Below are 12,946 nucleotides of genomic sequence, written 5' to 3'. Positions count from 1 at the left end.
CGGAGATCGTCAATGCATGGTTGACGCTTGCGATTCGTCAACCTATGGTTGACCCATGACGCCTCCGACGAGCCTCACCAACACCGTCCGGCTGGACGACCTCATCGCCGCGATCACGAAGGTGCACGACGAGCCACTGGAGCAGCTCACGGACGCAGTCCTGACCGGCGACCACCTCGGCGACGTCGCCGACCACCTGATCGGCCACTTCGTCGACCGGGCCCGCCGCTCCGGGGCCTCCTGGACCGACATCGGCCGGAGCATGGGTGTGTCCAAGCAGGCCGCGCAGAAGCGGTTCGTCCCGAAGTCCGATCCGGACATGCAGGAGGGCTTCAACCGGTTCACCCCGCGGGCGCGCAACGTCGTCGTCGGTGCGCAGAACGAGGCCCGTGCCGCCGGCAACGACACGATCACCCCGGCGCACCTGGTGCTGGGCCTGCTCGCGGAGCCGGAGTCGCTGGCGATCATGCTGCTCCGCGCCCGGGGATTCACCGACGAGGCGCTGCGGGCCGCCGCGACCGCCGCGCTGCCCGGCACGGCGGAGACCGTGCCGGCCCTGGTGCCGTTCGACGCCGGCGCCAAGAAGGCCCTGGAGCTCACCTTCCGGCACGCGCTGCGCCTGGGGCACAACTACATCGGCACCGAGCACGTCCTGCTGGGGCTGCTCGAGCAGGAGGGGGACGACGGCCTTCTCGCCGGCCTCGGCATCGACGCCGACCGGATCGAGCACGCGATCGTCGAGGCCCTGGCCTCGATTACCCGCACGGCGCCGGCGACCGACTGAGCGACCGGCTGCGCAACCGGCTGACGGACTGACCGGCCGACCTGCCGACCTGCCCGGCGATGAGCTCAGAGGTCGACGTGGCCCGACACCGACGCCGGGGCCCCGTCGGAGCCGGCGGCGACTTCGATCCCGGAGCCGTCCGGGGTGCCGCCGACCCAGAGGTCCGGACCGTCGAACGCGGGCGCGGTGAGCCGGTAGGAGTAGCTCCGCACGGCCGCCTCCGGCCGGTGCCGGCGGGCGATCTCCAGCCCGAGCACGGCGAACAGCGGGCCGTGCACGACCAGCCCCGGATACCCCTCGACGCCGGTCGCGTACGGCCGATCGTAGTGGATGCGGTGCGTGTTGTAGGTCAGCGCCGACATCCGGAACAGCAGCTCGGGGCCGGTCGGGAGGGTGAAGCCCCACTCGTGGTCGGGCCGCGGCGCGGGCTCCGGCGCGGCCGTCCCCCGGGCGGCCCCGGCCGGCTGCGACCGGTAGACGATGTCCTGGTACTCGGTGGCGACCAGCTCCCCCTCGGTGGATCCGTCGGCGGCACCTCCGGCGACCCGGCGGAAGTCCGCGCGGGTCGTCACGAATGCCATCTCGCCGCTGCGCCCCTCCCGGATCTTGACGCCCTCCAGCGACAGGTGCCGCACGACCGGTTCCCCGACCCGCCAGGTCGCGTGCCAGATCATGCGGCCCCCGGCGAACATCCGGCGGCGGTCCGGCACCGGCGGCAGGAAGTGCCCGTGCGCCGGGTGCCCGTCGGCTCCCAGCGCGGACTGCGGCGGGGTGTCCAGGAACGCGAGCCAGTGCCAGAGCGGCGGCAGCGGATCGCCCTCGGCGGCCACCGGGTCCAGATCGAGCAGGCCGGAGAACGCCGCCACCGACCACGGCGACACCGCGTCCACCGACGCGACCGGCTCCGGGGCCCAGTCGCGGAACCCGTCGGTCAGTGCACTCATGACGTCACCTCGTAGCGCGTGTGTTGCAGGATCGTCCAGGCCACCAGTGCCGGGTTGTCGACCATCGGCACGTGCCCGACCCCGGGCAGCACCACCAGGTCGGCGTCCGGGACGGCGTCCATCATGGGCGGACCGTAGCGGCGGTACGGGATCGTGCGGTCCTCACCGGACCAGGCGATCCGGATCGGGCACGGTGCGTCCTCGAACGGCGCGATCATCGTGTCCATCGACGCCGCGGACAGCAGCGGCTCGAGCGCGGCGCAGCCGGCGAGGTCGTCGAACAGCACGTCGACGTCCTTGGACGAGTACCGGTCGGCGTGCTCGGACACGGTGCGCAGCAGCAACCGGCGCAACGGCCGGCACGAGGCGAGCAGCCGGACCGGAGCCCACCCGGCCATCAACGCGCCGACCCGGAACGTGGCCAGCAACCGGTACAGGTCCGCCGGCACCGCCCACGCCCCGGCCGGGGACAGCGCCACCACGGACCGGGCTCGTCCGCGCCGGGCCAGTTCCAGCGCCGCCCACCCGCCGAGCGAGTTCCCGACGACGTGCGGGGCCCGGTCGACCCCGAGCTCGTCGAGCCGGGCGACGAGGGCGTCCACCATGGACTCGATCGCGAACGGCTCGTCCGGCAGCTCCGGCCCGCCGAGGTGGCCGGGCATGGTGACGGCCCAGACCTCGTGGTGCTGCTCCAGCATCGGCAGCAGCGGCTTCCAGGCCCGCCAGGAGGACGTCATCCCGTGCAGCAGCAGCAGCGGCGGCCCGGCGCCGCCGCGGTAGAACGATTCGACGGTCACCTCACCACCACCGGATCGGCCGAGCCGGGATGCAGCGCGAGCACGTCGGCGAACCCTAGGGCCAGGCAGTCGCTGAACAGCTCGCGGTCGGAGATCGCCGCGGCGTCCAGGTTCGCGCCCACGCAGGCGGTCCCGCCGTGGGTCACCGCCGAGATCATCGCGGCGCAGCCGGGAAGCGGTGCGTAGGGGTAGACGCGCTCGATCTGCGCCCCGCACAGGAACGCCTCGTGACGCAGCCCCGGCACGCTGGAGGCCTGCAGGTCGTTCCCGGCGGTCGAACCGCCCGCCACCAGGGCGAGCACCGGAGCGGGCAGCCGGGCGAGCAGCGGCGCGACGACGTCCGGGCTCTCCAGCGCGGGTTCGGCGCGGGCCGCCCGCATCAGCGCCCCGACCGCACCGATCCGCTCGGCCGGGTCCACGATCCCCATCGGCGCGGCCAGCCGGGCCGGGGCCCAGCGGTTCCCGCCGGCCGCGTCTCCCGCCCGGCGTACCGACACCGGCACGGAGGTCCGCAGCGTCGCGTCCGCCCCGACCGGCCGGCCCATCTCGGCGTGGTAGAGCCGGAACGCCCCGAGCAGCGCCGCGACGTAGGCGTCGTTGAACGAGCCGCCGGCTGCCTTGCCGGCCGCCCGCAGGTCGGCGAACCCGACGTCGAGCGCGGCGAAGCGCCAGGACAGCCCGCGCGGGCGCAGCAGCTCCGACGACGCCCCGGACGGCGGGGACAGCACCCGTACCGCGGAGGTCAGGTAGCCGGCGGTGTCCCGCATCGCGGCCAGCGGGTGGGCGAGCGCGCCGGTCACGTCCCGGGCGGCGCGCGCCGCCGTCGGGAGCAGCCCGGCCTCGCGGCGGACCAGCCGGTCCACCTCGGCCAGCGGATCCGGGGCCTCCGTAGCGGGGGCGGGTGGCTGCGGCTTGTCGACGTCGTGCTCGCGCTTGCGGGAGTGCAGCTGGGACAGCAACTGGACCACGCCCATGCCGTCGGTGAGCACGTGGTGCAGCTTCAGCAGGAACGCCGACCGACCGTCCGGCAGGCCCTCGACCAGCATCGCCTCCCACGGCGGCCGCTCCCGGTCGAACGGGGTCATCATGAACTGCTCGGCGATCGGCGCGAGCTCCGGCCAGACCCCCGGCCCGGTCCCGGGCAACCGCACCCGGCGCAGGTGGTAGTGCAGGTCGAACTCGAGGTCGTTGATCCAGTACGGGGTGCCCAGCCCGCCCAGCGGCTCCCGGATCCGCTCCCGGAACCGCGGGACCATCCGGGTCGCCCAGTCGACGGCCGCGACCAGCCGGTCCCACTCCGGCGTCGCGTCCATCAGCTCGACGGCCAGCACCGGCGAGCGGTAGCGGGGATCGGCCTCGGCGCGCCACATCATCGCCTCGAACGGCGACATCTCCCGGACCGATCCCCAGGTCAGCGGCGTGTCACTCATCGCGGTGGTTCACCCCCGTCTCGGAGTTCCGGCCAGCGGGCGAGCGTGTCCAGGAACAGCTCCCGCACCTCGTCGGCGTGCGTGCCCACCTGCTCGGCGGTCCAGCCGCCGGTGTCGATCGGCGGATGCACGACGACCTGGACCGTCCCGCCGCGCAGCGTCTGCGCGCCCCGCCACATGATCTCGCCGGCGTTCCGGATGACGACCGGCACGACCGGCACCCCGGCCTGCATCGCGATGTGGAAGGCGCCCTTCTTGAACGGGCCCAGCCGCGGCGTCGGCGAGCGGGTGCCCTCCGGCGCCATGGCCAGCGAGATGCCCTCGTGGCGCAGCTTGTCGACGGCCGGCTGCAGCGCCTGCCGGGCCTGGCGGGAGTTGCCGCGGTCGACGAAGGCGACGTCGGCGATCCAGAACAGCTGGCCCCAGACCGGGATCGCCGCCGCCTCCTTCTTGGCGACGGCGGTGAAGCGGTCCCGCAGCAGCTTCATCAGGATCGGGACGTCGAACTTGGACTGGTGGTTGAACACGAACACGCACGGCCGCGCGGACACCAGGTGCTCGGCCCCGGTCACCTCGACGTCGATCCCGGCCAGCCCGAAGGCGACGTCCGCGCCGACCCCGCCCGCCATGTCGACGAACGTGCGGCGGGAGCCGTGCAGCAGCCCGGCACCGGCCGCGGCGGCCAGCCCGCCGGCCATGCCGCCGTAGAAGACCGCGGTGCGGGCCACGTCGGCCACCGCGGGGAACAGCCCGCCGCGCGACGCGCAGTCCAGCACCGGCCAGTCCATGTCGGTGGCCAGCCTGCGCAGCGAGTCGGTCGGCGAGACCGCCACCGGGTTCCCGACGCATGCCAGGAAGTCCACGTCCTCGGTGCCGTTGGCGTAGCCGAAACAGTCCGCCAGGTCGACGTCGTGGGCCAGCGCGTCGGCCTGCACCGCGGCCGCCTTGCCGGGACCCCACAGCGAGACGCCTGCGACCCGGCCGGTGAGCACGCCGTCGGCCACCTCCAGCTCGGTGCACAGCACCCGGTCGGCGCCGAGCTCGTCGGCCATCGGCTGGACCTGGAACCGGGTCGCCGAGGACGCCATCACCACCTGGTGGCCCCGCGCGCGGTGCGCCTCGACGAGCTCCCACACCTCGGGATGCAGCTGCCCGGCGATCTCGTCCCGGAACAGGTCCCGCCCGAGCCGCGCCAGCTCGTCCTCACGGCGCCCCGTCCAGGTGGCGAGCGTGATCGCGAGGAACTCCTTGAAGTCGTCGTCGGTCCGGATCCCGCGCATGCCGGACAGCACGGTGCGGACCATCTCGACCGGGCCGACGTCGAACTCGCGCAGCCGCCTGCGGTAGAACGCCCCGGCCGAGTAACCGTCGATCACCGTGCCGTCGTAGTCGAAGTAGGCGACCGTGGCCGGTCCCGGCGGGGCCTCCCGGATCGCGCGCAGCCGCTCGGCCCGGACCGCCCCGGACCGCGCACCGTCAGCTTGCGACACCCGAGTCCCCTTCCGCATGTTCCGCGGCCTCGTCGGCCGGTATCGGGACGGGGCCGGTGCCCGTGCCGTCGCTGTCGTTGGTGCTGGTGGTGCTGTCCGCGGCACCCAGGACGACCGCGAGCCGGGCCCGGTGCAGCTTCGCCAGCCGGCCGAGATCGTCGATCACGGCCGTGACCTCGTCCCGCCAGCCGCGGCGCCGCTCACCGAGGGCCAGCACGGCGCCGTCCGGCGAGCCGTCCGCGGGCCGGAGCAGGCCGCGGTTGTCGGCCTGCCGCACGGCGGTGCTGTACAGCTCGCGTGACACCGAGTCGGGGCGGTCCAGCCGGTGCTGCAGCAGCATCTGCCGGCCGACGCCGAGGCACTCGTCGAGGAACGCCGCCTCGTCGGTGAGCGCGGCGTCGTCCAGGGCCGCGAGCCGGTCGGCGACGACGAGCTGCGCGTCCAGGAAGGACCGCAGCACGCCCGGCGCGACGAGCAGCGGCGCCTGCCGCAGCACGCTCCGCGCGTCGGAGGGCTCGACCCGGCGCTGCCGCCAGTCCGGGTCGACCTGGTCGAGCTCGCGCAGCATCTCGGTCCGGAACTCGCGCCGGGTCGAGAAGAAGAACTCGAACTTCAGCAGGTCCCGCAACCGGGCCAGCTCCCGCCAGGCCAGCTCGACCAGGTCCTCGCCGGTCGCGGCGTCGCCGAGGCGCAGCAGCGCCAGCTCCAGCAACGCCCGGTTCAGCAGGTGGTGCAGCGCGCCGTTGCGGTAGAACGCGGCGACGTGGTGACGGCCGGAACTGATCGCGAACACCGGCTCGGTGCCGCCCTCGTAGACGGTCACCACCCCGGCCTCGGCGAGCCGGTCCAGTGTCATCCGCAGCCCGTGCCGGGTGCGCAGCTCGGCGATCGGCACCGGGACCTCGCGGGACTCCAGGTAGTCGGCCAGCGGTGCGACGACGTCCCGCACCTGCTGCAGGTTCAGCGCCCGGTCCCGGGCCGACAGCAGCGCGAACGTCGCCAGCGACGTCGCAGTGGCCGGGGTGACCCGGTTGATCCCGGCGCAGACCCGGAACGCGACCTTCTCCAGCTGCGCCGGACCGTCCCCGGCGTCGTCCAGCGCGGTGCGCAACGAGAACGGTTCGGCGAGCCGGACCTGGGCCGTCCCGATGTGCCGGCGCTGGTCGCGGAAGTAGCCGTAGAGCCAGCCCAGACCCTCGGCCTTCTTGATCCCCCCGCGCTGCTCGGCAGCCATCGCACCGACCTCGTGCAGCTGGTCGTAGACGATCGAGACCGGCACCAGCACGGCGTCGAGCTCGGGGCGCTCCTCGATCGCGGAGCTCAGGTAGCGCAGCAGGCCCACTCGGGGCCGGCGCAGCTTTCCGGTCCGGCTGCGACCGCCCTCGATGTACCACTCCAGGTTGAAACGCTTGGCCAGCAGACTGCCCAGGTACTCCTGGATCGCGGCCTTGTAGACGGTGTCCCCGCCGAAGCTGCGCCGGATGAACACGACGCCGGCCCGCCGGCCGAGCGCGCCCATCGGCCAGAACGACAGGTTGTTGCCGCCCAGGACGTGGTTGCGCGGGAAGTTGCGCTCGTGCAGGACCTCGGCGAACAGCAGCGGGTCGGCGTAGGACCGGTGGCTCGGCAGGAACACCAGCGCGTGTTCCCTGTTGAGCTCGCGCAGCCGTTCCAGGCCGGACTCGTCGACCTGGACGTCCCAGGCCTTGGTGTGCATCGGCCCCATCAGCGCCCGGAACACGTCGATCGCCGGCGGGCTCTGCACCGCGGCCATCTCGTCCAGGCAGCCCGCGAGCCGCTGCTCGATCTCGGCGGGGGGTGACCCGGTCTGCCGGGCCAGCCGTCCGACCAGGGCCGGGAACCGGCTGGAGGAGGTGATCTGCTCGACCATCCGGCGCGGCACCTTGTAGCGGTCACCGAGGATCCGTCGTTCCACCCGGTCACAGGCCAGCACGGCCTGCCGGACGACGAAGCGTGCGAAGCCGGGCGAACCCGGCCGGCCGCTCTCCTGCTCGGTGAACCGGGAGACCAGGTCGGCGACGCTCGCCGGTTCGCCCGCGACGACCCGGGCGGCGTCCGGCCGGTGCCGGGCCATCGACGGGTGCAGCGGGGACCAGGCCATCCGCATCACGGCGGTGGTCGCGAGCCCGGCCAGCTTCCCGACCGCACCGCCGTCAGCGGGCTCCGGAGTGACCCAGGTGACCCGGATCGGGACGATCAGCACTTCCTCGCCCGTACCGTCACCTTCCGGGCTGTCGGTGGGGGTAGGGCCGTCGCCGGCGGGACCGTTGCCGTGCAGCATCTCGCCGAGGGCGGACGGGACGTCCGGACCGGGACCGATCGGGACGACCGGTGCGCCGGGATGGTGTTCCTCGGCCCAGCGCGCCAGGATCGAGCGCTCGGTCCCGGACCGCGCCTGGGCGACGACCACCGCCCGGGGCCCGGTCCGTCGCTGCGCCGTCATGGAACCCCTTCCGGACCGTCGCGGTGCGACGCTCGCCCCGCACCCAACGTAGTTACCGAGCGGTTCATGAACAACTCGGCGAGACCCTGTCACCCGCCCCCCGGGGCACCGCGCGGCGTGCGGGCCGGGCGGAGAACCAGCACGAGTCACGCACGGCTCCCGGGCCGCGAGCACGCCGGGAGGGCGCGACGGAGGCCCGCGACCACGAAGCGAGGAGAGACCATGTCCCTGCAGCTCGGCGCCACCGCACCCGACTTCGACGCCGACACCACCGAGGGCCGCATCCGGTTCCACGAGTGGATCGGCGACTCCTGGGCCGTGCTGTTCTCCCACCCCCGCGCCTTCACCCCGGTCTGCACGACGGAGCTGGGCTACATGGCGCGGATCAAACCGGAGTTCGATCAGCGCGACGTCAAGATCATCGGGTTGTCGGTCGACCCGGTGGAGGGCTCCCAGAAGTGGTCCGGCGACATCGCCGAGACGCAGGGGTTCGCCCCCAACTACCCGCTGATCGGCGACGTCGACTTCACCGTCTCGAAGCTGTACGGGATGCTGCCCGCCGACGTCGAGGGTGACCCGACCGGCCGCACGCCGGCCCAGAACGCGACGGTGCGCACCGTCTTCGTGATCGGCCCCGACAAGAGGGTCAAGCTGGTCCTGGCCTACCCGATGACCACCGGCCGCAACTTCGACGAGGTGCTCCGGGTCATCGACTCGCTGCAGCTCACCGCGCAGCACCGGGTCTCCACGCCGGTCAACTGGCGGCAGGGCGAGGACGTGATCATCTCCGGCTCGGTGCCGGACGACGAGGCCCGGACGATCTGGCCCGGCGGGTGGTCGGCGCCGCGGCCCTACATCCGGATCGTGCCCGCACCCTGAGCCCGTGCCCGAGTTCGTGCTGGCAGGAGCTCCGCTGCCGCTCACCGTTCCGGCGCGCGTCTACGTCTGTGGCATCACGCCGTACGACGTGACCCATCTGGGGCACGCCGCGACCTTCGTCTGGGCCGACCTGCTCGCCCGGGTCATCCGGATGACCGGGACGCCGACCGAGGTGGTCCGGAACGTGACCGACGTCGACGACGTGCTCACCCGGACCGCCGTCGAGCGCCAGGTCGACTACGACGAGTTCGGCCTGCGCCAGGAGTTCTGGTTCGATCGCAGCATGGCCGACCTGCAGGTCCGGCCACCCGACCGCGCGCCACATGCCCGCCACCACGTCACGCACGTGATCGACCTGGCCCGGGCGTTGCTGGCGACCGGTCACGCCTACGCGCGCGAGGGCACCGTGTACTTCCGCGGTGCGCAGGTCCCCCGGGCCGCCGGGCTGGACCGGGACACCGCACTCTCGCTGTCCGTCGAGTACGGCGACGAGCCGGACGACTCGCGCCGCGACGACCCGTTCGACGTTCGGCTGTGGAGGCCCTCCGACGGCGTCCACCCGGCCTGGCCGAGCCCGTGGGGCCCGGGGCGCCCTGGCTGGCACGCCGAGTGCGCGGCGATGGCGCTCGCCACGTCCGGCGGCGTCGTCGACGTCCTGGCCGGGGGCGCCGACCTGGCCTTCCCGCACCACGCCTACCAGTCCGCGATGGTCGCCGCCGCCACCGGCGCCGGCCTGTTCGCCCGGCGCGGCTTCCGGGCCGGCGTCGTGTCGGTGGACGGCGCGAAGATGGCGAAGTCCACCGGCAACCTGGTGCTGGTGCAGGACCTGCTCGGGACCGCGCCGGGTGCCGCGCTGCGCCTGCTGCTGCTCGACCGCCCGTGGTCGCAGCCGTGGGAGTACCGCGCGGAGGACGTCGACGTGGCGAGCGGGCGGCTGGACGAGCTCTACACCGCCGCCGGTCGCAGGCCCGGGTCGGTCGCGGCGGCCGACGCGGTGCGGGACGCGCTGCTCGCCGACCTGGACGTACCGACGGCGCTGGGGACCGCGCTGGAGGCCGGCGGGGACGCAGCCCGGTCGGTCATCCGGACCCTCGCCCTCCAGTAGCGTCCCCCGGTCCGCACCCCGCGTTGTGGAGCCCTCACGCGAGCTTCGGGCGGGATCAGGCGCCGGCCGGCTGCTCCACCGGGCGGTCGGCGGCCGGCTGGTGCACGGGGCGGTCGCCGGCCGCCCAGGCCGCGAAGCCGCCGAGAAGGTCGTCCACCCGGACGAAGCCCCGCGCGCGCAGCAGTGACGCCGCGATCGACGACCGGTAGCCGCCCGCGCAGTAGACGACGGTCGGTGCGGCCGGGTCGAGCTCGCCGAGCCGGGATGCCAGGGCCGCGAGGGGCACCGATACCGCACCGGGGACCAGGCCGGAGCCGGCGACCTCACCGGGCCCGCGGACGTCGACGACCCGGACCGTGTCACCCAGGCCCGCGAGGCGGTCGGCGGTGATCCGTCCGGCGGCCCGCAGCCGATCCGGCGGTGCAGCGGTCACGCCACCGTCGAGGAAGCCCAGGACCCGGTCGAAACCGATCCGCGCCAGCCGGTTGCGTGCCTCGGTCGCGGTGTCCCCGTCACCGACCAGGACCAGGTCGGTCCCCGCAGCGACGACCTGTCCGGTCATCTCGGCGAACCGTCCGCCGAGACCAACGTTCACCGCGCCCGGCAGGTGTGCGGCCGCGAAGTCCTGCGGGTCCCGGGTGTCGAGCAGCAGGGCGCCGGCCCCGGCCGCCACATCGGCCTCGGCCAGGGTGAGGGCCCGCACCGGGGCCGACTCGTCCAGGACGGGACGGTCCTCCCGGTTGCGGTGCGAGGCGTAGGTGAAGTACGTCGGCGCGGCCGACTGGCCCTCGGTCACGGCCGCGACGAAGGCGTCCTCGGTCATCGGCGCCAGCGCGTAGTTGGTGCGCCGCTGCTCGCCGATCGTGCTCGACGTCTCGGTCGACAGGTTCTTGCCGCAGGCCGATCCGGCGCCGTGCGCGGGGAAGACCCGGGTCGCGTCCGGCAGCGGGAGCAGGCGCTCGCGGGTGGAGCGATAGAGCGCGCGGGCCAGCTCGTCGGCCGACCAGCCGACGCCGCCGAGCAGGTCGGGCCGGCCGACGTCGCCGATGAACAGGGTGTCCCCGGTCAGGACGCCCCACGGTGCGGCGCCGGGCGCATCCCGGATCACCAGGCAGATCGACTCCGGGGTGTGGCCGGGTGTGTACAGCGCCTCCAGGCTCACCGACCCGAGGTCGAGCACCCGGCCGTCGGCGAGCGGCTCGATCGGGAACTCGACCTCGGCCGCGTCACCGTAGGAGATCAGGGCGCCGGTCGCGGCGGCCAGCTCCAGGTGGCCGGACACGAAGTCCGCATGGACGTGTGTCTCCAGCACGCGCTCGATCCGGAGTCCCGCGGTCCCGGCGTCGGCGAGGTACTGCGCGACGTCCCGCTGCGGGTCGACGACGACCGCGCGACCGCTTCCCCGGTCACCGACCAGGTACGAGGCGTGCGACAGGCACCCCAGGTAGTACTGGCGGAACACCAGATCGCCGCTGTACTGCCACGTGCCTGCCTCGACCGGACCCTGCGGCATGACGTCCTCCCGATGGGACGAAGCGACGACATGACGGTATCGGGAGGCGGGTGGCCGGACGAGGGCCGGACGGACGCATTTCGCGCCGTCCGCGCACCCCGAACCGCCGACCGGTCAGACCAGCGACCACGACTCGGTCAGGGTGTGCCGCAGGATCTGCTCCATCTCGTCGAACTCGGCCTGCCCGGCGATCAGCGGCGGCGCGAGCTGGATGACGACGTCGCCCCGGTCGTCCGGGCGGCAGTACAGGCCGTTGCCGAGCAGCGCCCCGGGCAGGAACTGCTTGACCAGCCGCTCGCGGTCGGCGGCGTCGAAGGTCTCCCGGGTCGCGGAGTCGCGGACCAGCTCGACCGCCCAGAAGTACCCGTCGCCGCGGACGTCCCCGACGATCGGCAGGTCCAGCAGCTTCGCGAGGGTCGCGCCGAACGCGTCCTGGTGATCCAGCACCCGCTGGTTGAGCCCCTCGCGCTCCATCAGGTCCAGGTTGGCCAGCGCGACCGCCGCCGAGACCGGGTGCCCGCCCCAGGTGTAGCCGTGCGGGAAGGTCACGCCCGGCTCCAGGAACGGCTCGATCACCTTCTCCGAGGCGATCATCGCCCCGAGCGGCCCGTAGCCCGAGGTCATGCCCTTCGCGCAGGTGATCAGGTCCGGGACGTAGCCGAACTTCTCGCAGGCGAACGTGTGCCCGTGCCGGCCGAACGCGTTGATCACCTCGTCGGAGACCAGCAGCACGTCGTACCGGTCGCAGATCTCCCGCACCCGGGCGAAGTAGGACGCCGGCGCGGTCAGGCAGCCACCCGAGTTCTGCACCGGCTCCAGCACCACCGCGGCGACGGTGTCGGCGCCCTCGAACAGGATCGCCTCCTCGATCCGGTCCGCGGCCCAGCGGCCGAGCGCCTCGGCGTCGCCGTCGAACTCGGGGTGCCGGTAGAGGTTGGTGTTCGGCACCCGGAACCCGCCCGGCGCGAGCGGCTCGAAGTCCTTCTTCATCGCCGGCAGGCCGGTGATCGCCATCGCCCCGTGCGGGGTCCCGTGGTACGCCGTCATCCGGCTGATGACCTTGTGCTTGAGCGGGCGGCCGCGCAGCTTGAAGTACTGCTTGGCCACCTTCCACGCCGACTCGACGGCCTCGCCGCCACCGGAGGTGAAGAAGACCCGGTTCAGGTCACCGGGCGCCAGGTGGGCGAGGCGCTCGGCCAGCTCCGCGGCCGGCGGGGTGGCGTAGCCCCACACCGGGAAGTAGGCCAGCTCGGACGCCTGCTTCGCGGCCGCCTCGGCGAGCTCGCGGCGCCCGTGCCCGGCCTGCACCACGAACAGCCCGGCCAGGCCGTCCAGGATCCGTCGGCCGCGGTCGTCCCACAGGTGCACGCCCTCGCCCCTGGTGATCACCGGGATCGGGTTGTCGCCGTCCCGGCCGTGCATCCGGGCGAAGTGCATCCAGAGGTGCTTGCCGGCGGCCTCGGCAGCCGGTGACCGGGCCCCGTCCGGGGTGCCGCCGGCCTCGCTGCCTGCGGTGACGTCGTCGAGTGCGGTCATGTCC

Annotated in this window: 10 protein-coding genes; 3 read left to right on the top strand and 7 right to left on the bottom strand. The window is 73.7% G+C overall.

All coding sequences use genetic code 11. The features are described from left to right. Nucleotides 1-55: 55 nt before the first annotated feature. Nucleotides 56-784 carry a Clp protease N-terminal domain-containing protein gene (locus ACLFMI_RS20400; RefSeq protein WP_410949515.1) on the top strand — a complete coding sequence of 243 codons (729 nt, stop codon included), beginning with the start codon at nt 56-58 and terminating at the stop codon, nt 782-784. Nucleotides 785-849: 65 nt separating this feature from the next. On the opposite strand, the gene ACLFMI_RS20395 is transcribed toward ACLFMI_RS20400, so the two are convergent. The 5 genes from ACLFMI_RS20395 to ACLFMI_RS20375 are packed head-to-tail and all read right to left on the bottom strand — an operon-like array spanning nt 850 to nt 7,909. Continuing rightward, nucleotides 850-1,728 carry an HTD2 family dehydratase gene (locus ACLFMI_RS20395; RefSeq protein WP_410949514.1) on the bottom strand — a complete coding sequence of 293 codons (879 nt, stop codon included), beginning with the start codon at nt 1,726-1,728 and terminating at the stop codon, nt 850-852. Next, nucleotides 1,725-2,525, bottom strand: coding sequence for an alpha/beta fold hydrolase (locus ACLFMI_RS20390; protein ID WP_410949513.1), 801 nt, complete (start codon nt 2,523-2,525; stop codon nt 1,725-1,727). Before ACLFMI_RS20390 ends, ACLFMI_RS20395 begins: the two co-directional genes overlap by 4 nt. Then, on the bottom strand, nt 2,522-3,955 hold the full coding sequence (locus tag ACLFMI_RS20385; RefSeq protein ID WP_410949512.1) for a wax ester/triacylglycerol synthase domain-containing protein: 1,434 nt from the start codon (nt 3,953-3,955) through the stop codon (nt 2,522-2,524). Before ACLFMI_RS20385 ends, ACLFMI_RS20390 begins: the two co-directional genes overlap by 4 nt. Beyond that, entirely contained in the window at nt 3,952-5,445 is a 1,494-nt protein-coding gene (locus ACLFMI_RS20380) for an HAD-IB family hydrolase (protein WP_410949511.1), read from the bottom strand. Before ACLFMI_RS20380 ends, ACLFMI_RS20385 begins: the two co-directional genes overlap by 4 nt. Then, on the bottom strand, nt 5,432-7,909 hold the full coding sequence (locus tag ACLFMI_RS20375; RefSeq protein ID WP_410949510.1) for a glycerol-3-phosphate 1-O-acyltransferase: 2,478 nt from the start codon (nt 7,907-7,909) through the stop codon (nt 5,432-5,434). The genes ACLFMI_RS20380 and ACLFMI_RS20375 overlap by 14 nt, the downstream gene beginning before the upstream one ends. A 222-nt stretch (nt 7,910-8,131) precedes the next feature. Here ACLFMI_RS20375 and ACLFMI_RS20370 point away from each other — a divergent pair, with 222 nt between their 5' ends. Next, nucleotides 8,132-8,788 (top strand): peroxiredoxin, encoded by a 657-nt coding sequence (locus tag ACLFMI_RS20370; protein WP_410949509.1) that lies wholly within the window; start codon nt 8,132-8,134, stop codon nt 8,786-8,788. Between the two features lie 4 nt (nt 8,789-8,792). Next, nucleotides 8,793-9,893, top strand: coding sequence for a cysteine--tRNA ligase (locus ACLFMI_RS20365; protein ID WP_410949508.1), 1,101 nt, complete (start codon nt 8,793-8,795; stop codon nt 9,891-9,893). A 55-nt stretch (nt 9,894-9,948) separates the two neighbouring features. Here the strand turns inward: ACLFMI_RS20365 and ACLFMI_RS20360 are convergent, their stop codons facing one another. Both ACLFMI_RS20360 and ACLFMI_RS20355 read right to left on the bottom strand, forming a co-directional pair. Further along, entirely contained in the window at nt 9,949-11,406 is a 1,458-nt protein-coding gene (locus ACLFMI_RS20360; protein WP_410949507.1) for an MBL fold metallo-hydrolase, read from the bottom strand. Nucleotides 11,407-11,520: 114 nt separating this feature from the next. Further along, complete coding sequence (locus ACLFMI_RS20355; protein ID WP_410949506.1) at nt 11,521-12,942, bottom strand: aspartate aminotransferase family protein; 1,422 nt, start codon at nt 12,940-12,942, stop codon at nt 11,521-11,523. Between the last annotated feature and the right edge of the window lie 4 nt (nt 12,943-12,946).

The sequence above is a fragment of the Pseudonocardia nantongensis genome (assembly GCF_046546495.1).
GTDB lineage: Bacteria > Actinomycetota > Actinomycetes > Mycobacteriales > Pseudonocardiaceae > Pseudonocardia > Pseudonocardia nantongensis.
The sequence above is the reverse complement of the archived record's forward strand: the minus strand, read 5'-3'. Positions and strand labels throughout refer to the sequence as shown.

Coding starts and splice junctions, on each gene's coding strand:
- ACLFMI_RS20400 (WP_410949515.1), top strand. CDS start 56: ATGACGCCTCCGACGAGCCTCACCAACACCGTCCGGCTGGACGACCTC.
- ACLFMI_RS20395 (WP_410949514.1), bottom strand. CDS start 1,728: ATGAGTGCACTGACCGACGGGTTCCGCGACTGGGCCCCGGAGCCGGTC.
- ACLFMI_RS20385 (WP_410949512.1), bottom strand. CDS start 3,955: ATGAGTGACACGCCGCTGACCTGGGGATCGGTCCGGGAGATGTCGCCG.
- ACLFMI_RS20375 (WP_410949510.1), bottom strand. CDS start 7,909: ATGACGGCGCAGCGACGGACCGGGCCCCGGGCGGTGGTCGTCGCCCAG.
- ACLFMI_RS20370 (WP_410949509.1), top strand. CDS start 8,132: ATGTCCCTGCAGCTCGGCGCCACCGCACCCGACTTCGACGCCGACACC.
- ACLFMI_RS20360 (WP_410949507.1), bottom strand. CDS start 11,406: ATGCCGCAGGGTCCGGTCGAGGCAGGCACGTGGCAGTACAGCGGCGAT.
- ACLFMI_RS20355 (WP_410949506.1), bottom strand. CDS start 12,942: ATGACCGCACTCGACGACGTCACCGCAGGCAGCGAGGCCGGCGGCACC.